23 protein-coding genes are annotated in these 23127 nt (G+C 36.7%); all 23 read right to left on the bottom strand.

Annotation, left to right across the window (positions count from 1 at the left end):
- The 23 genes from ABIN91_RS02270 to ABIN91_RS02160 all read right to left on the bottom strand — a co-directional run bounded on the left by ABIN91_RS02270 (position 1) and on the right by ABIN91_RS02160 (position 23121).
- The gene (locus ABIN91_RS02270; protein ID WP_348048004.1) at positions 1 to 558 is read right to left on the bottom strand and encodes a WcaF family extracellular polysaccharide biosynthesis acetyltransferase; all 558 of its coding nucleotides are present in this window, start codon (positions 556 to 558) and stop codon (positions 1 to 3) included.
- A gap of 41 nt (positions 559 to 599) precedes the next feature.
- Positions 600 to 1730: a glycosyltransferase gene (locus ABIN91_RS02265; protein WP_348048002.1), complete on the bottom strand. Its 1131-nt coding sequence runs from the start codon at positions 1728 to 1730 to the stop codon at positions 600 to 602.
- Between the two features lie 256 nt (positions 1731 to 1986).
- Complete coding sequence (locus ABIN91_RS02260; protein WP_348048000.1) at positions 1987 to 3093, bottom strand: glycosyltransferase; 1107 nt, start codon at positions 3091 to 3093, stop codon at positions 1987 to 1989.
- A gap of 70 nt (positions 3094 to 3163) precedes the next feature.
- Positions 3164 to 4564, bottom strand: a complete 1401-nt coding sequence (locus ABIN91_RS02255; protein WP_348047998.1) for a hypothetical protein — start codon at positions 4562 to 4564, stop codon at positions 3164 to 3166.
- Positions 4565 to 4633: 69 nt separating this feature from the next.
- Positions 4634 to 5866 (bottom strand): glycosyltransferase family 4 protein, encoded by a 1233-nt coding sequence (locus ABIN91_RS02250; RefSeq protein ID WP_348047996.1) that lies wholly within the window; start codon positions 5864 to 5866, stop codon positions 4634 to 4636.
- A 26-nt stretch (positions 5867 to 5892) separates the two neighbouring features.
- Positions 5893 to 6768, bottom strand: a complete 876-nt coding sequence (locus ABIN91_RS02245; RefSeq protein ID WP_348047994.1) for a glycosyltransferase — start codon at positions 6766 to 6768, stop codon at positions 5893 to 5895.
- A 7-nt stretch (positions 6769 to 6775) separates the two neighbouring features.
- The gene (locus tag ABIN91_RS02240) at positions 6776 to 7924 is read right to left on the bottom strand and encodes a hypothetical protein (protein ID WP_348047992.1); all 1149 of its coding nucleotides are present in this window, start codon (positions 7922 to 7924) and stop codon (positions 6776 to 6778) included.
- A 63-nt stretch (positions 7925 to 7987) separates the two neighbouring features.
- Positions 7988 to 9112, bottom strand: coding sequence for a glycosyltransferase family 4 protein (locus ABIN91_RS02235; protein ID WP_348047990.1), 1125 nt, complete (start codon positions 9110 to 9112; stop codon positions 7988 to 7990).
- Positions 9113 to 9246: 134 nt separating this feature from the next.
- Positions 9247 to 9537 (bottom strand): acyltransferase family protein, encoded by a 291-nt coding sequence (locus ABIN91_RS02230; RefSeq protein ID WP_348047988.1) that lies wholly within the window; start codon positions 9535 to 9537, stop codon positions 9247 to 9249.
- Between the two features lie 17 nt (positions 9538 to 9554).
- The gene (locus ABIN91_RS02225; protein WP_348047986.1) at positions 9555 to 10115 is read right to left on the bottom strand and encodes an acyltransferase; all 561 of its coding nucleotides are present in this window, start codon (positions 10113 to 10115) and stop codon (positions 9555 to 9557) included.
- 16 nt (positions 10116 to 10131) lie between these two features.
- Positions 10132 to 11082 carry a glycosyltransferase family 2 protein gene (locus ABIN91_RS02220; protein WP_348047984.1) on the bottom strand — a complete coding sequence of 317 codons (951 nt, stop codon included), beginning with the start codon at positions 11080 to 11082 and terminating at the stop codon, positions 10132 to 10134.
- 41 nt (positions 11083 to 11123) lie between these two features.
- Positions 11124 to 11966 (bottom strand): glycosyltransferase, encoded by an 843-nt coding sequence (locus ABIN91_RS02215; protein WP_348047982.1) that lies wholly within the window; start codon positions 11964 to 11966, stop codon positions 11124 to 11126.
- A 5-nt stretch (positions 11967 to 11971) separates the two neighbouring features.
- On the bottom strand, positions 11972 to 13072 hold the full coding sequence (locus ABIN91_RS02210) for a glycosyltransferase (RefSeq protein ID WP_348047980.1): 1101 nt from the start codon (positions 13070 to 13072) through the stop codon (positions 11972 to 11974).
- Between the two features lie 4 nt (positions 13073 to 13076).
- Complete coding sequence (locus tag ABIN91_RS02205) at positions 13077 to 14300, bottom strand: hypothetical protein (protein ID WP_348047978.1); 1224 nt, start codon at positions 14298 to 14300, stop codon at positions 13077 to 13079.
- A 239-nt stretch (positions 14301 to 14539) separates the two neighbouring features.
- Positions 14540 to 15589 (bottom strand): NAD-dependent epimerase/dehydratase family protein, encoded by a 1050-nt coding sequence (locus tag ABIN91_RS02200; protein WP_348047976.1) that lies wholly within the window; start codon positions 15587 to 15589, stop codon positions 14540 to 14542.
- Between the two features lie 25 nt (positions 15590 to 15614).
- Positions 15615 to 16757 carry a glycosyltransferase gene (locus ABIN91_RS02195; RefSeq protein WP_348047974.1) on the bottom strand — a complete coding sequence of 381 codons (1143 nt, stop codon included), beginning with the start codon at positions 16755 to 16757 and terminating at the stop codon, positions 15615 to 15617.
- Complete coding sequence (locus tag ABIN91_RS02190) at positions 16733 to 17629, bottom strand: SDR family oxidoreductase (protein WP_348047972.1); 897 nt, start codon at positions 17627 to 17629, stop codon at positions 16733 to 16735. The genes ABIN91_RS02195 and ABIN91_RS02190 overlap by 25 nt, the downstream gene beginning before the upstream one ends.
- The gene (locus tag ABIN91_RS02185) at positions 17626 to 18261 is read right to left on the bottom strand and encodes an acyltransferase (RefSeq protein WP_348047970.1); all 636 of its coding nucleotides are present in this window, start codon (positions 18259 to 18261) and stop codon (positions 17626 to 17628) included. The genes ABIN91_RS02190 and ABIN91_RS02185 overlap by 4 nt, the downstream gene beginning before the upstream one ends.
- The gene (locus tag ABIN91_RS02180) at positions 18261 to 19787 is read right to left on the bottom strand and encodes an acyltransferase (RefSeq protein WP_348047968.1); all 1527 of its coding nucleotides are present in this window, start codon (positions 19785 to 19787) and stop codon (positions 18261 to 18263) included. Before ABIN91_RS02180 ends, ABIN91_RS02185 begins: the two co-directional genes overlap by 1 nt.
- 7 nt (positions 19788 to 19794) lie before the next feature.
- Positions 19795 to 20793, bottom strand: coding sequence for a glycosyltransferase (locus ABIN91_RS02175; RefSeq protein ID WP_348047966.1), 999 nt, complete (start codon positions 20791 to 20793; stop codon positions 19795 to 19797).
- Positions 20790 to 21923, bottom strand: coding sequence for a glycosyltransferase (locus ABIN91_RS02170; RefSeq protein WP_348047964.1), 1134 nt, complete (start codon positions 21921 to 21923; stop codon positions 20790 to 20792). Before ABIN91_RS02170 ends, ABIN91_RS02175 begins: the two co-directional genes overlap by 4 nt.
- A complete protein-coding gene (locus tag ABIN91_RS02165; RefSeq protein ID WP_348047962.1) occupies positions 21920 to 22561 on the bottom strand; it encodes an acyltransferase in 642 nt (213 codons plus the stop codon). Before ABIN91_RS02165 ends, ABIN91_RS02170 begins: the two co-directional genes overlap by 4 nt.
- Positions 22562 to 22563: 2 nt before the next feature.
- Positions 22564 to 23121 (bottom strand): acyltransferase, encoded by a 558-nt coding sequence (locus ABIN91_RS02160; RefSeq protein WP_348047960.1) that lies wholly within the window; start codon positions 23119 to 23121, stop codon positions 22564 to 22566.
- Between the last annotated feature and the right edge of the window lie 6 nt (positions 23122 to 23127).

Here is a 23127-nt window from a genome sequence, read left to right as displayed (position 1 = left end):
CTATTCAGCCATCGTAAATTTCCGGATCCTAACAAACACGGCTGGGTTACCTGAATAAATTCCAAACTCATTTAACTGTTTATTCGCTACAGAATTGACTGTTAAAATTGAATGCGATTTACAGATTATCCCAGGGCAAACAACAGCTTTCGCGCCTATCCAAACACCATCTTCAAGCTGTATTTCTCCTAAACGGTATCTAAAGTCAGTAACAGTATAATCATGATTACCTGTCAATAACATAGCTCCCTGTGATATTGACACATTATTTCCGATAGTGACATTTTCCAGGTTATCTATCCATACAGATTCACCTATCCAGCAATTATCCCCAATAACTAGTCGCCAGGCATTTTTGATCCTTATCTTTGGTTTAACAACCAAGCCTACGCCAATTTTGGCTCCGAATAACCTTAACAATTTCACTTTAATTATATAGGGCCATGGGAACGAGCTGTCAAATATGTAGTAATTAACAAAGTACCACGTTAATACTTTAATTTTTGAAGCTCCTACCTGGTATGTGCCGGTAGTAAATTTAGATAGATCTGTTTGCATTCAAATAATGTTTTTACGCTTCAATTCCGCAAATATAAGTATCAAAGTGTTTTTGTTGAATTATAAAATTGTAAATACCTTCTAGCCAAACTGGTTTCTTCATATTCTCTTTTAATTACGCCAGGTGCCTCATGGTTTATCTTCTTTATTTTATCTTGATCGGTTATCAAATCTGTAATCTGCGCTGCTATGTTAATGGGATCCATATCGGTCACCATGCCGTAACCCATTTGCTCCACATAAGTAGATAGCCCAACATAATTACTTACTAAAACCGGTGTACCTACAGATAATGCTTCTACTACCACAATGGCAAAATTTTCACTGTGTGATGTTAAAGCAAAAAGGTCCATTTGGGCCAAAAAATCAAATTTACCTTCACCGCTTTTCCATCCAATCCAGGTAATCTTATCATCATTACCGCATTTAACCGAAAGCTTTTTTAACGATGAAATATAATTTCCTTCACCCTCCCCGGCTACAAATAATTTATAAGGCAAAGTAACCCTACTCAATGCTTTTATCAACACATCCAATCCCTTTTTTGGGTCAATTCGTGATAAAAAACCAATGCTGAAAACTTCATTTTCCGGCCTGTGATAAGTATGATCAGAAAGCTTAATCAGGTTTGGAATAATTTCCCCGCTCCATTCCGGGATAATATTCTTTGATTCATCCCATTCCATCTGGGTAGAAACATGTAACCAACTATTCCGTAATAAATTTTCTCCAATCAGTTTGTGTATCCATTTCTTGGCAAAAGCGTGCCTATTGTAAAACACATAATCTGCAAGCATGCCATGCGGAGATAAAACAGGCTTAATATTTTGTCGTTTACAGATCAGCGCGGCCCCTAAAGCCAAAAAGTTCCACCAGCTATGGATGTGTACCACATCAAAATCACGAACTGTTTTAGTTAACAGTTTCCATAATCCGGGTGCAACATACGTATTACCTTTGGTCAGCCTACTAAAATATAAAACCTTTACACCATCTACCAGTATCTCTTTATCTCCTATATCAAGTTCACTTTTACCATTTGCTTTACTTGAATACACAGTAACATCATGTCCTAATGTAACTAAATTTTCTGCCAGTAAAGATATAACCACAATAGGACCGCCATAGATATAAGCAGGTTTATAATAAGGAACAATAAAAAGAATTTTCATTTAATTATTGTCTATTACAGGAAACATTCAAAATACAACAAATTCATGAAACAAAATTAATTAGAATCAATTTCAGCAAAGCATTTAATAATTTACAACAATCTTAAAATCCAATATATACTTTTCTAAGAAAAGCGTGTAAAATTACGATACATCATATCTTTTACAAAAAAACTTGAGTATCTACATTCCAACAAATGACATATTTAGTAACATTAAACCAATCTTGGACTACTAAAATACTACGCAAAAGCACCTAAATTAACTTGTAGATTTCTTCTATCTCATTAAGCGAGGTTTCCAAATTAAATCTATTTGAGTTAATAATCCCTTTTCTTATAATACATTCACGTTCGTTAACCGGTAAATCTACTATAGCTTTAAGCACTTTGGCGGCCTTACCAGCCCATAATATCCTATCCTCTTCGCTTGCTGGCTGACGGTCGATTAAGACCCCCGCTTCACCAGCCACTTCCGTCATTGGGGCTTCGTTAGTGGTAATTACAGGGCAGCCCGAGGCCATTGCTTCAGCTATTGGCCAACCGAATCCTTCTGCTAATGATGGAAACACGAATGCGCTAGCCCCTTCATAAGCTGCCTTAAGTAAGGTATCCTCAATACCCGGCAAAAAATAAATATCTTCTTTAAAAGCACTGTTCCCGCGAGTATATTCTAATTCGGATGTAGGTTTGTGTCCTATCAGTAATAAGGGCAAATTTGTACTATCTAACTGCCTGAAGGCATTATAAATTTCAATAACACCCTTTCTATTTTTATACCATTGGTTACCGCCAATATGCAATATATAGCCCAGGCTTACATCAATACCTGTTTCTGCAGCCAACAACATTCTAGATTGTATTGTATTGCCTGGTTTGAATAAGGGATTAAGTCCATTGTAAACCACTCTAGATATAACTGGCTTAGTCAATAAAAACGAGTGCAGGTCCGTCTGTGTTTTTTTCGATACTGAAATAAAATTTTCACCACTTCGGTATCCATTTCTAATATAAGCCTGGTATTGTTTCCCAAACCATTTTGTCGGGTTCTCTCCAATTTGCCCCAGTGCTGATCGCTGCGCTAAAAAATCATGGCAATGGATAACATGTTTTCTATTCTTCACCCATGGAACCCACGGTCCTAGTGCCTGATCAGTAAAAACAAAAACGGTATCTGTCGGACATGCTTTTAAACGTTTACGCACTACCAATTTGAATACGATGTATTGGTCGATATATCCCATCCATTTTTTTAAAAAGTTAGGTAATGGAAGATTAAAAAATCTGGCTTTCGGCGACCATAGTTCTACCTTGTGCCCGCGTTCCTCCATACCAGATGACAGCATCGAGGCAAAACGCATCATACTTTGTGATTTAAGGAAAGAAGGGTGTGCGAAGAAAACGATGTTCATAATTATAAACTTTGATAGGGTCTTATGAGTTGCTTCTCACAGGTGTAACTTTGTTAGACTTCAAAATGACAGAACGAATACTAGCTAACATTAATCCGCTAATAATTATACTGAAACCCAATGATGTTGGCTGTGCCCATCCTCCCTGGGCTAATGCTATAGCTCCCACACTTAACAATAGCCATGTTAAAGAATCTCCCTGGTTAAGTCTCTTGTATCCAGCTCTAATTATTTTAAAAGTTAGGCTTACACGTATCGCTATTACACCTAATCCCATTATTGGACCAAGTTCGGCAATTATTCTACCCCATTCCTCTTCCGAAACAAAAAACCCCCTCCTACCTTGTAAAAACATACTAGCAACATTAGTACCCATACCTATACCGTAACCTAAAAAAGGCAGCTTGCCTGAAAATCCGTTACCTATCGCTGTAAGCATACCGCCAAGATAGCGATCTAAAAAAGTTCCTTCTACCCCCCCTTCACTAGCACTCGCATTAGTAAACCGCGCGGTGAATGCTTCGGTAGCGGTTTGAAAAAATGAATATTGGCTTAAAACGGCCAAAGCAGCAAATAATAATAATCCACCAAATATTACTTTCATTATGTATTTTGAGTTTCTTATGCTCGCGATAACAACAAACAAACTAGTTACGATAACCTGGAAAAATACACTTCGACTTATAGTAAGTGGAATAGCTGCTAATAAACAAAAAGCAGAAGCGATTAATAATATACGGTTAATTTCTTTAGAGTTAAGCAAAAAATAAAACACAAAACAGGTCACCAATGAATAAAACTGTGAATTTCCTGTTGTAAAAGAAAATGTACCAGGCGGTCTCATATAACCTAAAGCGCCAGAAAATCCAGCACCTTTCATATCCCCTCCCAAACCTCGGTTTACCCATGCCGACTGTGGGCTATAAAACTGGGCGGCAATCAAAAATGTCATGGGTATAGCTATAATCAATATGACGATGCCGATTTTAACGACATCATCCCTTTGGAAAACAGACCCAATAATAAAAATCAATGGGAAATGCAATAATAAAATGCGTGCACCATACGCGGCAACTAATAAGCTACCATGCCCAAAGCATAAAGCAGTTAAGATGCTAAAAAAACCTATAATTGTCATCCATATTAGGCCCGGATCGGATGGAATTATTTTGCGCTGCCACGCGGCGATTATTATATATAAGGCTATAGGATCGCGTACGATTAATAACGGCGTTGCCAATCCAGGTAAAAACCATTTTCTTAATGCCCCTTCAAAAATGAGCAGGAAAAAATAAAGCCATATGCCATTCTTTATCGGTTTATATAAATCTTTTTGGGTATGGTACCCTGGATTAGCATTAACTGATGCTCTCCCAAGCCCTTTACCCGGGTATAATTCAGAATCTGTTACTATGCTATCCATTTATTAATTCATTAATCTGACAGATAAATAAAGCCACTATACACTTTGTTAAACTTTTATTGGGCAAACCTATCTTTTTATTATAGCCTCTGCTAATTCTTGTCCATATATTTCCCAGGTTCTAAGCCGGGCTGTTGCCATTGCCGCTCTTCCGGCAGATTCAATAATCTCAGGGCTATATAATAATTCTTCTATAGCCTGTTTCAGTGCCTGGGTAGATCCTGCTTCAATAAGCCACCCATTTTCACCGTGTTTAATTAAATCAGGCCCAGCTGTTCTGTCCGTTGTAATAACAGGAGTACCTTGTGACATTGCCTCGGTGATAACTAAACCAAAGCCTTCAAAAAGCGACGGAAAAACGAGTACATCGTGTTCCCTCATTAATTTAAGTACTTCCTGATGCGGTAAACTGGGTATCCATCGGCATTTTGATAATTCCTTGTCTAAGGCTGGGCATGAATCACTTGCCTTTCGCCCTACCACAGTTAGTTCTACTTTATTTCCAATTGATTCAACCGCTGCAAAAAGATCGGCAATGCCTTTTCTTTGAGATAAACCTCCCACAAACAATACCTTTAATGATCTGTTATTAAACGAAACATATTCGCGTGAGCTATAAACCGGAGGGAAAGCATAGGGTATTACTTTGACCGGAGCCAATTTACCAGGGTAATCTTTTAAGGTATTAGCAGTAAAAGTACTTGCCACAAAAATATGATCGGCGAGAAGTATTTCTTCATCTTTTAAAGCGAGCTTTTCTTCTGAGTCACCAAAGCCCGTTAGTGTTGGCACCCACTCTGGCCAACGGTCGCGTTCAACATCCAAAAGCTTCCGTGCAGTTCGCCAATAACCAATAGGTAAATCATAAAGGCTTTTAATACCCAATCGCTTCGCTTCGCGGAAAGAAAACAGAGCGCCATCTTCATAGGCATATACCGCATCTCCCTTTTTAAGGGTATTTTTTAAACTTTTAGCAACCCGTTTATCAATATCGTGATATACGGCATCAACACTTAATGAACCTGTTTCATGCTGTGTTAAACTCTTTAACCCCGCCTTACTTGCAGCAAATCTGCCTAGCTCAAGCAAGGGCCATGATTTAGTTAAAGGCTGTAATAACGGGTCATATTGTCTCCTTTTAAATTCAGAAAATGGCGGCAGAACACTAATCCGATCAAATATATTTCCGGGAAACGTTGCAACGGTAGTGCGAAAGCCAGCCAGCATATCAGCTTTATATAAGCCAAGGGCTGCGGCTCTGGCAAAAGCGTTGCCTGTAGGATGCGAAAGGAGTACCTTCATTAGAGCGATTTTATTATGTTAAAAATTCAGGGATAATGTTTTATACTTTTGGTGATGATCTTTCTGCCTTCAAGCTTATCCAAATACCGGTCATTTTTATTTTTTAATATCTTAAATATAACCAATTCCATGTTTATTCTTAGCTGTAATAAAAATTTAGCCAAAAAAACAGGCCATATTAAACCATGTTTCCGCAGTAATTTCCACCGGCTTTCATGAAATAACACAACCCTTTTATAGTTTATTTTATAAGAGTTACCTCCTTTATGGCAAATTATGATCTCCCGGGTGAAAAGCAACTTCCATTTGGACCGATGAACACGCATACTAATATCATTATCCGCTTCAAGTACAGGGAATCTTTTTTCGTCAAGATAATCTATCCCTGCCAGGCAATCTTTTGTAAAGCTTACCGCGCACGAATAAGGCAATATATTTTTGTTTCTCCAAAACCGAAAAAAACCAAACTTAGCTTCTAATTGCTGTCCGGCAATCAGCCCTAATATTGAAGGCTCATATTGAAAATTGCCTGTATCGTTCCCATAATCATCAACTGTACCAAAGCCAATACAACCAATAGCAGGATTTGCTTTGTACATGGTTAAAAGCTTTTCAATAAATTTTCCGAGCGGATAAGCGTCGGAATCAAGTAAAACAATTATTGATGATTTTGCCTTTCGCAAACCATTGTTAACTGTACCGGCATAGCCTTTATTGGTGTCATTCGTAATTATATTTACAATTTCATCATCAAACTCATATGGGTTTTGATCCGGAGAGCAGTCGTTAACAACAATAATTTCCGATATAAAGTCGCGGTCATATTTCAACAGGGCATCAATATTCCGCTTAAGCAAATTCCATTGCCCGTATACCGGGATAACAACTGAAACTTTTTCCATGTTCATTTTAATTAGTTAACTCGCTATTGTGATTTGCAAGATCATTCAAAAAAGTTTTGGCAATTGTATTTAACTCTATTTTATTACTTACGGCCGGTGCCGCATTTTTAGCATGCGCTATCTCCGAAAAATCGGCTCCGGTAATTATCGCTTTGCACATTTCATCAGAGAAAAAACCAATGGTCGCCGGATTATACAAAAAATGAACATTTGGTGCCGCCACAGGTATGCCGTGAGTCATAAAAGCTGCCACACTCCCACTTTTCCCTAATGCATGTCTTGGAATAGGTGTGATGCCAATAGTACACCCCTGAATAGCGCTCGAAATTTCATCACTTCCAAGAAAACCTGTATGCTTTATGGGTTTAATCACATTTTTAACTGATTCTAATACTTCACCAACGGCTATCATATGGCGCTCACTTCCTCCAATCAATAATATTTCAAATTCTAAGTTATAACGGGCTATTTCTGCCCCTAGTGCATTGAGAAAACCCATCATAGCTTCATTAGTTTCGGCCTGACTAAAAAAGCCTACCCGAAATACATTCGCATTATTATGTTTATTAGTATTGTTATTTATCTCAATATTTGAGAACAACGGAAGCTCTTTAACAGTATATCGACGTTTTGTAAGCTTATTATAAAAAATAGGTAAATGGGTATGAATTACCAAAGGCGAAAGCTTCCCCATCATTCTTATTATTAATAACTCTTGGAGCTTTGATTCAAGAATACGTTTCCACCCTGTATTTTCATCACGTCCTACCCACAGCTCATGAATCATAATATGCCATTGGTAATGCATACCTAAGTTTTTCAACTGCTTACCAAGGTTGAATATAAAACCCTTGTTATTAAATGAATAAGGAACAAATTGAAGACTTATCCATTCGGGTTTAAAATCATTTATAAATTTTCTGGCATATTGAAACCTTTTATCATCAGACCATATATGCGGAATACGTAATACCCTCAAACCGAATTCATTAATATATTGATTTTCAATAATATCAGATTGATTTTTTTTTTCATTAAGTGCGATAGCTTCTGCCTGATGGCCTTGTTTTATAATTGCTATGCCTAGCCGGCGAACATAGTCGCCCACACCATCCTGGCCAAGTTCGAGTGAGCCGCAAATAAAAACAATTTTCATATTCAACTATTTGCTTTAATGATTTATATTATAATAACCACACATAAATTACAAGGCAGTGTACTATAACAACTGTTTTATAAGATCAATATATTGTGCAACAAATATGGATGGATGGAATAACTTTATTCTTTCCTTCCCACGCAATTTTAGCTCGTTCTGCAAGCCCTCATCCTCCAGTAACTTAAGCATACAATTAGAAAGAGCCTCAAAATCGCCATTGGGAAATGTAAGCCCCGCGTCTTCTACACACTCCTTCAACCCTCCAAACTCAGATACGATGAGAATTTTGCCCGCCGCCATGAGTTCAAGCGCAACACCTCCCATTGGTTCATACCACTCAGACGGAACCACCGCTATTTTTCCTTTTGAAACAAATTCCACAAGCTCACTACCTGATTTTTTACCTGCAAAGGTTATAAATTCAGAAATATTCAGCTTGTTTGCCAGGCTCTCCATTTTAGGTCGCCAGTTACCATCACCAACAAGTAACAGCTTTGGATTATAACTGATTTTTTGATGAAGCTTAGCAAATGCTTTGAGCAAAGTTGAAACCCCCTTCTCGCTTACGATGCGCCCCAGATAAATAAAATCATATTCAGGATTATTGTTATTATTTGAAAGAAACTGATCTAACGGAAACGGGTTATAAATTTGAATCTGACGCGGTAATGGTTCTATATCCTGTACCCATTTTGTTATTGCCACATTTTTTTTTACAAAACATTTGGCAAATAATCTTTTTATTGAAAGTTTTAAACCTTGGGTCACTCCCCATCGTACACCCTTGAGCCGGGTATGATACAAAAAAGAGGCGAAAGGTTTCAGGGGTGCTTTTTCTCCTTCTACCCATCCCAAACCATCAATGCACGAAACCAGGTAACTTTGATGAACCCAGATAAAAGGCTTATTATAAAAAACTACCCACGGCTGAAGCGCCAGACTCGCACCATTAAATAAAACTATATCACACCATTTTACAAGGTCAATTTGCTGTTTTGTTTTTGGGTTACGTATTACCTCAAAAGGGAAACTTTTGGTACCATTATCAGGACTTGTGGTAATTACCTTGCAATCTATCTGATTTTGGGTAAATCCCTCTGCCAGTGTTAATGATACATTCTCAAGGCCGCCAAGAGCAGGGTAAAAATAGTGTGAATATAATAGTACTTTAATCCTCTTTTCCATTTAAGTAAATTGATTATTCCGAAATGGAACTAAATATTTTTCCAAACCCTGCCTTCCAATAACCGCGCTGTTTTTCTGTTAATGCCGATATTACACTTACAATAAACACTACCACTATTAAAAGTAGTATAGTTTCAAGATAGCTTTGTTTTGTCATAAGGAATTATTGCACCAATAAAGACTACAGAATACAATCTTGAAAACCGATCAATTAAATATCTTATTGACTCTTTGTTTTTTTTACTAACCGTAAAGGCTATTAAGTAACCGGATAGAACAAAAAATACCCTTACTAATTTATAACCTAAATCTGGTCTTAAATATAGATTATTAGAAAATTGAGAGAGATTTGCATGAACCAGCAAAACACCAAAAGCAGCGATAACTCTTAAAAAATCTAAATAAAATGATATTGATTTATTCACTATTGATTATTAATATGTTATTTCCGTTGTCCAATTTTACGTGCAGGTATCCCGCCCCAAATTTCATTAGCGGGTACTGATTTATTCAATACAGCTCCCGCGGCTATTATAGCTCCCTTTTCAATAACTACACCTTTAAGTATCACCGCATTGGCGCCTATCCAAACATCATCTGCAATACTAATATCTTTCCCTATGCACGACTGTATGCGCATTAGCTGTTGTACGTCTGTTCCGTGATCGTGGTCAACAAAGCGGCAGCCAGAGGCTATTAAACAGTCATTACCAATGATAATACCATGCTTAATATTAAACTCTGTACCAGTGCCTATAAATGTACGTTCTCCTATATTTATTGCCCGGCCTGCCGAGTACATACCATCAAACTTAAAATATACATTATGCTCTATAATGCATTTATTGGCAATGCTAACCTTATGTGGCCATATAAAATGCATTTTTGAAAAAGCTACTCCCTTACCAATTTTAGCTCCTCTAAAAGTATAGTTGCAAAACCTTAACCAGCGTGTTAACTGGTTAGCCTTATCGGTTAAAATGTAGATTATCTTATATAACATTTCGCATTAATCTTAATTACTTTTTAAGTAGTTTTATAATAAAAATTGGCACCAATCTATTAAAAACAGAATACTTACGAAGTTGCTTTAGTGAATACTTATTCTTTAAAAAGCAATGCCTGATCAACATCATAACATCTTGCAAATTTTTATCATTTGCTGCTTCTTTAAAATATAAATGCCTGGTATAATGATGCAATGAATACAGTTTTTGTACTTCAGCCGGAAAATTATCCGTCATCACCAAATCCAGTATGGCTTTTGATGAATCGTCAAGGCGTTTGTTTTTGTTATTTACACTCCCTTGGGTAACGGTATAGTTAGTATTGTGACCTCTCCATATTGATAAAGGCTGTTTAAGAAAGTAACTATAACCCTTATTTAATATGGCTAATACTAAAAACTCATCAATATACATATCAACAGCATCGGCTATAAAGATGCTTTTAAGCGCACTCGCCCTTCCCGAAAATGTTGATCCTCCTCCATATAACATCCGATTATTATAGAAATACTTTACCAGGTTGAAACCATCAAGCTTTTTCTCTAGTAATTCCGTAGGGATTTCTTCCTTGCCTGCATCTTTACCATCTATTACAAATTTGGCCGGATTTGCGACATGTACAATTTCATCATCTGTTTCAAATATTTTCACCGATGAGGATATCTTTTCCGAAAAAAAGTAGTCATCAGCATCTAAAGTAAAAATATACTTTCCCGTACTCTTTTGGATGGCATTGTAGGTAGCACTTGCCTTCCCTTTGTTTTGCTGTAGGTAGTATTTAACTGATCCATTATCAATATAGGGTTGCAACACTTCTTCAGTGTTATCTTTTGATCCATCATCTACAACAATTATTTCAATCAGTTCAGTTGGATAACTTTGCTTTAAAACACTATCAATTGCTTCGCAAATATAATGAGCATAATTGTACGTTGGAATTATAACTGAAACTGCTGGAAGCATATATACTTAATTACTAGTTAGTTTTTATACGAATATTAATATTACCGGTACTCCCTTTCAATACCTAATAAAATTCTTAACGCAAAATATAGCTGCAAAAAATCAGCACACACTTTTTTAGCAAATCCGGAAAAACGGAATCTGATTGCATTGCGAAAAGTATACTTCGAAAAATTTATAAATGCACGTAAAAAATATTTATAGCTCATTCTTTTTCGCTCTTCGGGATATTTCGAGATATAATAAAGATGAGATTGATACCGGTTTAAAGTTGTCCTAAAAAGTTTCTGATTTGTTCTCCAGGGGTGTATAACTGCAGCATCATATAAAAATTTATTTTTAATGTTATTTATTTTTAAACGCATAAAAAAATCAACATCTTCCATGGCCGCAAATGGAAAATTAGAATCAAAACCACCCACTTTTTCAAAGGCCAATTTTTGAATACATATATTACACGACCAAAAATACCCCCCTGTGTTATTTACAGGAGATTCCTGTAAAAAAGAAGTTTGCTTGTCATCTACATATATTCTGCCTTCGTAAGCAAGAATATCAGGATAACTGGATATCGATTGTTTGTATTCGTTTAGGATATTTTTTTGAGGTAAACAGTCATCATCAATAAATACCAACCATTCGCCAGTAGCATGTTTAGCTCCATTATTTCTATTGGCCGCGGGGCCTTGTTTAGGACCGGGTATCCATTTTGCCCAAGTGTATTTTTCTTCAATTAAACTTTTTGCCAGGTTATCTTTACTGTCATCTGTAATTATTACTTCATACTGCCCATCTACAGTTTGGGTTTCAGGTGCAAGCCGGTCAAGACATTTGCTCAACAAATCATTCCGGTTACAAGTGGGTATAATTACTGAAAGCATCATTTCAATTAAAATAGTTTAGAAATCATATCTGAATATTCGCCCTTTAGCGCATCCCAGGAATAATTATTATAAGCAGCCTTAATTAATAATTCCTTCTCCTGAACTATTTGTTCTTTCATCAAACAAGAAGCTAGTGCGCCATCTTCTTCCATGTTAAGATAAGTACCATACTCCTTGAGAACCTGCTTGGCATTTTCAGATTCGTGGACAATACATGGCAATCCATAGCTTTGTGCTTCTATTAGTACCCTTCCAAACCCCTCTATTAAAGAGGCTAGCACAAAATAATCTGTAGAAATATAATATTTTTCAACTTCCTGGAGCGAGACACTGGTAATAATATGCCTTCCGGGTAATTTTTGTTCGGCCAAACTTAGCAAGTCAGGTGTTTCGGCCTCAAACTGTCCTAAAATAACCAAAAAATAATTCTCAGGCAATTTTGACATCTCATTAATAATGTAATCCATTCTTTTATGATGCCGGTTAACTGCACCAACGCTAAGCACAATTTTTTGTTTACCAGAGAAACCCAATTTTTGCAGGATTTCATGTTTCTTACTTAAGTTATTTAATCTTTCCTTAATATTTATATCAAAACCATAAGGAAGTAGCGTTTGCATATTTGCCGAAGCTCCTTCTTTAATAGCAGCATCCATATAAAGGGGCAACAGTTGCTGTACATGGTCTTCTGTTTTAAAAGGAGGTCCGTTAGGGGCGCCATTAGAAAACAATAACTTGTATTTAAATTTAAAAAAGTTACGTAAATGCCATAAAAAGGTGCCTAATATAAAATCGCTATAGCATATCACTACAGGCTTGTACCTGAATAGATAAGGCAACATCCCCAGCAAGAACGTAAATTGCTCTACCCAATACTTATTTTTACCAAAAACCTTACTAAAAAACGCGGCAGTTTTTGTATTACGCTTTATGCACGTAATTTTTATTTCTTTTTGTATGGATTTACCACCACCTTTTAAAAGAAACAATTCAAAATCAGGAGATTCTTTAAGCGCGTTGAAGCACTCCAATGTGAATGATTCATACCCACGGTTTATATGGCCAACACCTGTACATACTATAAAAACATTTGGTTTGATTTTCATAATATTATACTTTTTCTTCTATTGTTGAAATTAAGAAGCTTTTAAGATTGAGATGAACAATTTCCGTTGAGAAATTTTTTAAACTTTCCCATCCATTAGCCACATGATATTGATGTTTTTCTATGTTGTGTATAATTAGAGTGAGTTGTTCGGCTATTACCTTGCTATCGTTCGTCTCAATACATATTCCGCAATCCATCTGTTTTATAAAATTATGATTTGCGGAGTAAGAAGGACCACAACTTATTATAAGTCGTTTTGCCTTACAATAATCTGTAATTTTGGTCTGAAGGGATCCCTTTGAATGTGTATAATACTCCGGTTTAAAAGATGAGGTGATCAATAATGCATCCGCTTTATTTAGTGTCGCGTGCACTTGAGTATAAGGTAAATGACCACCATAAACAACTCCAAGCAGGGTAAGTTCTTTTTTTCTCCAATCCCATTGGCTTTGAGGACCATACCAAAGCAATTCAATACTGTTATCAACAGCCAAGCATTGCACCGCTTTTGCAACAGAATAAAAGCTATCATAATGCATTGGCCACAACGCACCAGCATAGGCTATTGTAAATGGATCACCTTTTTTATACTCCTTATCAATTGGAGCATTACTCATATCCACCGGGTTCCTTGCTGCTAAAACCTTTTCAGGAAAAACACGATACCTTTCTCTAAATATTTCTGCAAGTTCGTTACTTATCATTATCCACCGCTTGTTTTGAGATAAAATTTCACAAACCAATTTTTGCACATTCCCACCAAGCCATTTGGTTTTCGACTGATACATCCAATCGTCCATAAAGTATGGTATAATTGGTATTTGCTTAATATCACCCAATAGTTTATGATGCATCAAAACACCGATGGGGCTGTTAGGGCATGAAATAATAACGTCGGGATTAAACCCAGCTATATCATTCTTTAATTCACGGTAGCTACTTATTTGGCAAATTGAAAAATTTAACCACCGGACAAAAGAGAATAAATATTTAGTAATTCTATTAGGGGGCAAATTTAACCATGAAGAGATATAACTTTTATAACGGGTATTATATGGAGCAGTTGGCTGCCTCGTTCTCAATTCTTCTTTTGGAGCAATTGCCAGTATGTTTTCTGGTTCTACAAATGAAAAAAGATTATATAAGGTTTGGCTGATCCCCCCTTCGTTCAAAGACATTGGAGCATCAGATAGTAATAAAATTTTTAAGCCGTTATTTTTTTCCATAATAATATAGACCCCTAATTAACCAATGAATTAACTGAATCAAGAAGCCTCCTTTGCAAAGTAACTACAGTATTTTTTTGATTAATTAATTTATGCTTTAAAAATCGCATCGCCGGTTACACCGAAATCAAACCCATAAGCCGAATCAGTCCTGCCTAGCGTTAGATGAAAAAAAACGACTAACAGAGCTACAATCCCTCTTAAACAATATAGTTTTAGTAACCTGTTGGGTGGTCATTTTACATCCTTTTTTTCCAAGCTTCGACAATCTGCCTGATCGTTTCTTCCAAGCTTATGGTAATATCCCAAGTTGGATAGTGTGACTTCATTTTGCGCAGATCGCTATAATAACAGATATGGTCTCCTTCGCGGTTTTTATCTACATATTCATAAACTTGTTCCTGACCAGAAAACTTCCCGGCTATAGCGAATGCTTCTAATATAGAGCAGGTATTGTTTTTCCCCCCGCCCAAATTATAAACCTCACCGGTTCTTGGAGCATTAATAAACGCCTCCATAAATCGGGCAATATCGTAGGAGTGTATATTATCACGTACTTGCTTACCCTTGTAACCAAATACTGAATATTTTTTGCCTTCCAAATTACACTTAACCAAATAGCTTAAAAAGCCGTGCAACTCCACACCTGTGTGGTTAGGTCCAGTTAAACAACCACCACGCAAACATGTTGTTGGCATGTTAAAATAACGGCCATACTCTTGCACCATTACATCACTCGCCACTTTTGATGCCCCAAATAAGGAGTGCTTTGACTGATCTATGGTAAATGTTTCGGCAATACCATGCTCGTAAAAATCGTCATCATAATCCCAACGGGTATCAAGTTCTTTCAATTTGATCTTGTTAGGTGCGTCGCCATACACTTTGTTGGTACTCATGTGTACAAACGGTGCCTCGGGTGCAAACTGACGAGCGGCTTCCAGCATGTTTAACGTTCCTACAGCGTTAGTATCAAAATCATCAAATGGAATAGCAGCGGCACGATCATGGCTGGGCTGGGCAGCAGTATGAACTATAACATCTGGCCTTACCGTTTTGATGAGATCCAGAATACCGGCACGGTCACGTATATCAACTTCGTGGTGCTGAAAACCTTTGATCATATCGGTTAACCTTTTCTGGTTCCAACGTGTATCACCTTGCGGACCAAAAAATACAGCTCTTTGATTATTATCCACTCCATGAATTTCATAACCCTGTTGTGCGAAATAAACACATACTTCTGATCCTACTAAACCGGAAGAACCTGTAACGAGTAATTTTTTCATAAAATGACTTTAATGATTATATATTTTAATTGTTATTTATAGCGTTTAAAAACCCTTTTGCAAAAGTGAGTAAATTAGGCTCATAGCTTTTGGGTATCGTTGTAATTTCATTATTAAGTAGATCAGCTATCACAACCGCTAACGCATCCGGATCGGTTGGCGAGAAAAAGTTTACATTTTCACTGATCTGCTCGTGATGTACCTTTAAATCGGATAAGATGAGATACTTGTTCATACATTTTGAATCTTCTACCACGGTACTCCAGCCTTCAAATAGCGATGGTTGTATTATCGCCTTGGCATTCTGCATTAATACCAATTGTTCTTTCCTGTCAATAAAACCTAAAAACAAACAGTTAGCCTGCAAGCCTGCTTTGCTTACATATTCTTTTAACTCATTGGCATAAGCACCGCCACCCGTTTTTTCGTTACCGGTAAAAACAACCGTTACTTCGATATTCTTCTTTTTTAATATTTCAACCGCTTTAATTACCGTAAAGTGGTTTTTATGCGACCAAAATTGATTAGGTGAAAAAAAATAGGGTTGCGATACGCCAAACTTTGCCGCAACTTCCTCAAAAGGCAGATCGCTGTATTTTGGTAATGTAACTGCAAATTGTACTACGTATTTTTTACATATCGATTTTGGATAAAAGGTATCAAAATCATTTTTAGAGTCGTTACTGCTAAACAACACTTCCGAATTAGTATATGCTAAGGCTTCGTGTTGTGCCTTTCTGCTTGCTGCAATATCGGCACCCAGGTATTGAGGGTAATGTTTATCCTGCAAATCGGGTATCCAAAAAATTTTGCGACTCTTTTCAAATCTGAAAAGCTGCTCGTAATAGCCAAAAAGCACATCAATAGTACCAGCCGGAAAATCTTTTTGAATCACTGATTTTTTAAATACTATACGGCTTAACTTATTTATACAGCGCTCAACAAAGTTATATTGGAACCTGGAACCAATATAACTCAAATAAGGGTAACCAGTTTGTTTAATAATATCAAGGGCGGCTTCGCTTTCGGATACGATAACAACATGTGGTTTTTGATCATCATCCAGTTGTTTAAGCGCATACACCAGGTTGATAAAGTAGTATGACCCACCTATCCATCCTTCCGAATAGCTAAATAAGATCCCTACTTTTCTTCTTGTTGTAACCATGCTATATATTTCTGTAAGCCTTGCTCTAAACTTATTGTGGATTTAAACCCTAATGATTGTAATTTACTAACATCGGCTCTCCAGTTTACAGGATAACCAGGTGACTGCTGCCCATCGAACGTAAAATCAAAAGATTTGAAATGTACTTGCTGAAACAACTCTACCACACTTTTTATACTGGTTTCAATACCATCGGATATGTTGATACATTCGCCTTTAAAGTCTGCCTTTTCAATCACGCAGCTTATGGCGTTAACCACATCCTCTACATAAATAAAATCTCTGGATTCATTACCAGTACCCCATAACTTAATATGATCCGACTGAATGATCTTGGTGTGCAGATCCCAAAACAATTGTTTACGTAAGCCCGGCCCGAATACCGAGAAGAGCCTTAAAGAACAGGTTTGTATATCAAAAAAAGCAGCATACTCTTTCACTATCTCTTCTGCCTGTTTTTTATGCAAGCCATAAGGTGATAGTGGTAAAACCGGAGTATTTTCGGTAATGGGCAATGTAACAGGATTACCATATACTGCGGCGCTCGATAAGTTGATAAATTTACAACCGGGCTGAACTTCTTTAACAGCTTCGAGCATTTTTACCACATTTAAAGTATTTAGCGAAAAATCTCTAAAAGGGTGTATAAACGAATCGGGCACGCTGGCGGCTCCGGAGCAATTAATACAAATATCAAACTGTTGCGCTTTAAAAACTTCTTTATAATCGGCATTGGTAGCATCGATCTGGAAGTAGTTAGCGGAAACATAATCAGTAACCACATCACAGCCATACACGGTGTGATGCGCATTTAAAACCGCCATACAATGCGAGCCTATAAAACCTTTAGAACCGATTATTAGTAACCTCATTTTAATTTTTTTATAACAACAGCCGGGTTTCCGCCCACAACGGTCCATGGCTCAACATTCCTTGTTACAACGCTACCTGCACCTACTACTGCACCTTCACCTATTGTAACGCCTTTTAAAACAGTAACCCCAAAACCTATCCATACCTTTGAGTGTATAATTATGGGTTTAGAAACAACAGCACTCCAATCCTTATTTACTATATTATTACCATTGTATTGATGATAATCTGAATAGCAATTGTGATTATCATTTTTCCTATCTTCCCAATATATGCTATGTGAGTTATGATCATATAGGGTAATTCCCCAAGCCATTGTCACATCATCATGGATTTCAATTTTTGTGCGACAAATAAAAGTTGCTCCACCTATATGAACATTGTTCCCAATAGAAACATACCCAGAGGCTGTTTCAAAAATAAAATTCGATTCAATAAGGCATTTCTTACCTATTGTAATGTATTCTCTATCCTCTTTACCGGTACTAAAATTTAATTTCAAACCGCTTAACAAAACAGAACCTTCGCCAATATTAGCTAATTTAAGGATTGTTTCATCTTTTTCGGCATTTTCAATAACCCTAATTGCCTTATTTAAAACCCGCTTTACAAAAGATAGAGAACCTGCCATTATTTTAACATTTTGATAATAGTTGCTGGATTACCACCTACAACAGCATATGGAGGAACATCTTTAGTTACTACTGCACCTGCCGCAACTACAGCACCCTCGCCAATTGTAACACCTTTTAATATAATGGCGTTAAAATTTATCCAAGCTTTATCCTTAATTACTATTGGAGCTGTTAATACAGTACGTTTATTCGCAAATGAACCATTGTTCAGAAACATATCATATCCCATCACTCTCTCTTCGGAATCAATTTCGTGAGCGTTTGTATCTATAATATTCACATTATGTGCCACCAATACATTATTTCCAATAGTAATAGATTCAGCTGATCGTATTTTACTGTTTGGGCCTATATAGCATTTTTCTCCAATCTTGATTTTTCCGTCGAAAGCATAAACGTGCAACTCACATTCCAAGATAGATTTACTTCCTACTTGAATTGCCTTTGGATTACCTTGCAAATTATTGATAGTTGTATTCAAATTAAAAACAACATCCTTTTCGCAAATAGCCTGTTGCCTCAATTGTGTATCATACTCAACTTTACGTAAATCATCTAATATTTGATTTACATTCATTGTTTTAAGAAAAAATTTTATCCCCTTTCTTAAACCACCTTTAGCTTTTTGAGCGATTTTTTTTAAAATTGAGCCGTATCTTTTAGACGCTTCAGCTGATAAACTAAAGTAGTAAGCATCATAATCTTGATTTGATGCTACAATTTGTGGGTGTTGCAAAGGGAAAGTAAGCGTGTTCGGCTTCATTTTCTTTTCAATCAACTCGTTACTGTTTTTTGTATGAGTAGCATCTCCTCGAAAACCAATATTTTCAATCAGGTTTTTACAAGGAATAACCGTTATACTTTGAGATAATAGCTGAGTATAAACAAACTGAAAATCCCAGGTATCATATTGGTTATTATAAACCATATCAAACTTCACTTTCCAGTAGTTAAACCAATTTTCTTTGCCCAAAAATTGCTTTATTGCTTTTTTGCTCTGCGCTTGAGTCCACGATGCGATGGTAACATCATAATTACGCCAAACACGTCGCCACGTTGCCCAACCCCATATTCCGCCCAATTTCGAAAAAAGGTAGCTATCTATACAATCAGACTGGCCCATCAAATTTACTCCTGAAACTTGGGAGATGCGCTCATCATCTTTATACCTGATCAGCATTTCTTCGCAATAGCTAAAAAAGGAAAGATCGGGTAAAATATCGTCTTCTATAATAATACCGGCTTCAACATTTTCAAAGAACCAGGTTATGGCGGAGCTTACGGCTATTTTACAACCTAAATTACTTTCTCTAAGCAAGGTATGCACCTCGCAATCCCAATCTATATTCTGCAAAACGGTTTCACGCGTTTTACGGCATAATTCGTCTTCTCCTGTTTTATGTTCGCGAGGGCCGTCGGCTGCCACGTAAAGTTTTGCCGGCCTGGCTTCTTTTATTCTGGCTAATACTCGCTCTGTTAGATCGGGCCGGTTGAAAATCAAAAATAAGACAGGTGTTTCCATAATTATATTATGATTCTAATTTTAGGAAATTAACTATTTTATTCATCCATTCCGGCTCTTTGCTATCCAACGCTTTATATTTACCTATAATATTGCCCATATAAGCCGCCATATCCATTTTAAACTGAACCTGGTTTTTTAAGGTATTTACCGATAATGCTTTTTTAACAATATCTTTCAAAACCCTTTTACTTGATGGTAGAGCAACCCTGTTTTTATATTCGGGAAAGCTTTCTACAAAAGCAGTATCGCCGGTGCTGTATGATCCGTAAAGCAATTTACAGATATAATTTATGGTTGTTCTTTTACCGGGTATAAGGTGTTTCATTTTTAAACCGGGAGATACACCGGTTGCCAATCTCATTTTATAAGCAGCATACAATAACTGTGTATCGCCAGAACTGGCCAAACTATTGCCTTTACGATCGCTGGTGGTAAAACCTCCTTTTACAAACTGATCGTAATAAAATTGAATGATCTCTCTTTTAAGCGCCATTCCTGTTCCAAAAGGATGAAAAGATGCGCCGTTTAAAGAATAGCCAAACTCAACCGTTTCGATATGCTTTTCCTGAAAAATACCTTTTGTGGAACGCTCTACCCACGCCGAAACCGGATCGGTGAAAACAACATCAATATTCCCCGGTCCCCATATTCCAACTTGTACGTTATTTTTAAAGAGTTGTTTTATCTCTACCAAATAATTGGCATCGGCAACGTTATCATCGTCAAAAAAGATGATGATATCACCTGTTGATTCATTAAAACCACGTAAACGGGAATAGGATAAGCCTTGCTGAGTTTCAACAATAAGTTTACTCCAGGAAATATCATTTAAAAAATTGTTGATATAAGGTGACTGACTTAAAGACGGGTTACTATTATTATCAATAATTAGATATTCAACATTACCCTCAGCCGGTAATACCAATTGCCTAACGGCATCCAGTACCTTAGATAGTATCCTTTCATCAGGATTATATGTACAGGTGATGATGCTTATATTCATATTAACGATATTAATTCTTCAGCAAATACTTGCTCAGGCTTTTCTGGAACGTGCTGTTTTATATACTCTTTAGCCAAATTACCCATTTGCTGCCATTCGTCTCTTTTTGCCCATGCGTTTTCCATGGCCTCGTCCAATAATTCGGCATTGGGTGCTTTAGCTATAAATCCTGTTATACCATCCTTAATAACTTCGGTATTTCCGGCCACATCCGTTACTATGGATATGCGGCCACAAAGCGATGCTTCAACTACAGCTAAAGGTAAACCTTCGTATCTTGATGGTAATATCAGTCCTTGGTTATCTTCCCATATTTGGGTTACATTGGCTACATGCCCATGAAAAACAACATTTACGATATCCCAAAGCTGTGCTAATTTTTTTAACGAATTAATATTTGGCCCCTTACCATAAATATTAATTTTTAATGGGCGGCTTTTCCATTTATCCCTTGCCAGTACCTCAAACAATATATCCTGCCCTTTAGCATCCGGTTGAACACGGCCTACACAGGCCAAATTATATTGCCCACTGCTAATGGGGTAACTCAAATCACTATTGTACGATACATTAAAAGTATTACGCACCACTTTAGCATTAGAATATGAACGTGCCGTTTGCTTAATGGTTAACTTTAAATTGTTTTGGCTTATAAAGTAATTCATTTTTGAAGCCGTAAATGCCATGCCCAATCTATCTGCCGTAGCATCTTGCGGCCACAACGCTTCTGTAGCGGCCTGTGAAATTGTGGCAAACTTTTGTCCTACTTGCATACAGGTTTCCATCCAGTCCAATCCGTCTTGATTACTGCCCTGGCATATAACCGCAATATCGGCATTCACACCTTTTAGGTATGCCGCTTTATCGTAATAACCACCTGCCTTTTCAGAAAGCCTAATTTTTTTAGATATCTTTTGCCATATAGAAGGTTGTATATAGTATTTTCTTCGTTCAACTATACAACCAGCAGCTTCAAGTTCAATCAACTGCTTTGGCTTTTCCGGCCATTCTTTAACATTGACAAATATATTATAGCCCTTCTCTCTCAACACCAAAGCGGTACCTTTCCAAAGCTCCTCGCTTCCACCCCAGGAATCAGAAACCATTGTTGAAACGAAAGCGATCTTCATGTGTTGATATGTTTAATTACTCTGGCCGGATTACCACCCACAATTACGTTAGCAGGAACATCTTTTGTAACAACAGCACCAGCGGCTACAATAGAGCCTTTACCTATAGTTACCCCTTTTAATATGGTGGCATTAAAACTTATCCAAGCATTATCATTTATAATTATTGGGGCAGTTTTAATGTTTGGCGCCGATTTTAGTGTATGAAATCCCTTGCTTAGAATAATATCTGTAGTCTCTTTACGCTGGGACGCATTAATCTCATGCGAATCACTATCAATAATGGTGACGTTGAAGGATATCTGAACGTCGTTACCAATTTTTATACTATTGGCCGACCAAATACGTGTTCCTTCACCAATAAAGCTATTTAAACCTATTTCAATCTCTCCACCGTACGGAAAAGTCATTAATCTTCCCTGCATTTGTGAGCCCTTTCCAATCCTTATTTTTTCTTTTTGTTGTTGAAAATTTAAAATTTCAGAAGTATCACAAAATACAACATCCGTTGAAATAGAACTATTTGCTAAACGCTCAATATGTGCAACTTTTTGTTTTTCAAAATGCTTCTGAATATGATAACCTATTGAAAAAAAACCTATAAGAAATCGTAGTTTTTCAAGTATACTTTTAACCATGGCTATTCCCTCATTTTGATGAACTTAGCCGGAACACCAGCATAAATTGCATTTGACTGAACATTTTTGGTAACTACTGATCCAGCCGCTATTATAGATCCGCTTTCAATAACAACGCCAGGTAATATTTGTACCCCACAACCTATCCAAACATCATCCTTTATTATTACAAAATTATTTTTTTCAGACCATGCCTGCGACAAAATTGGGCTGCCCATAACTGCCGAATGATTTGAAGCTATAATTGACACCTGTTGTGAAATTAAACACCGATCACCAATTGATATTTCTCCGCCACATGCGCGTATATTGTTTTGTTCACCTATATAAGTTTCTTTACCTACAGTAAGTTTAGAATTTCTTTTATTAGTCAGTGAATCATTAATTACAGTTATTACAGTAAAATCACTCACTATTGTTCCGGCGCCTATTATAATGGCGTCAGCGCAATCAAATTTTACAATACTCCTTGAACTAATTCTACAATCAAATTTCTTGTTAAGCAATTCAATGGCTTGCTCTTCAAAGTATTTTTGAACAACAAATTTGTAATATTTCATGAGCTT

Source organism: Mucilaginibacter sp. (genome assembly GCF_039921305.1).
Lineage (GTDB): Bacteria > Bacteroidota > Bacteroidia > Sphingobacteriales > Sphingobacteriaceae > Mucilaginibacter.
This window is presented reverse-complemented; position numbering and strand designations above follow the sequence as displayed.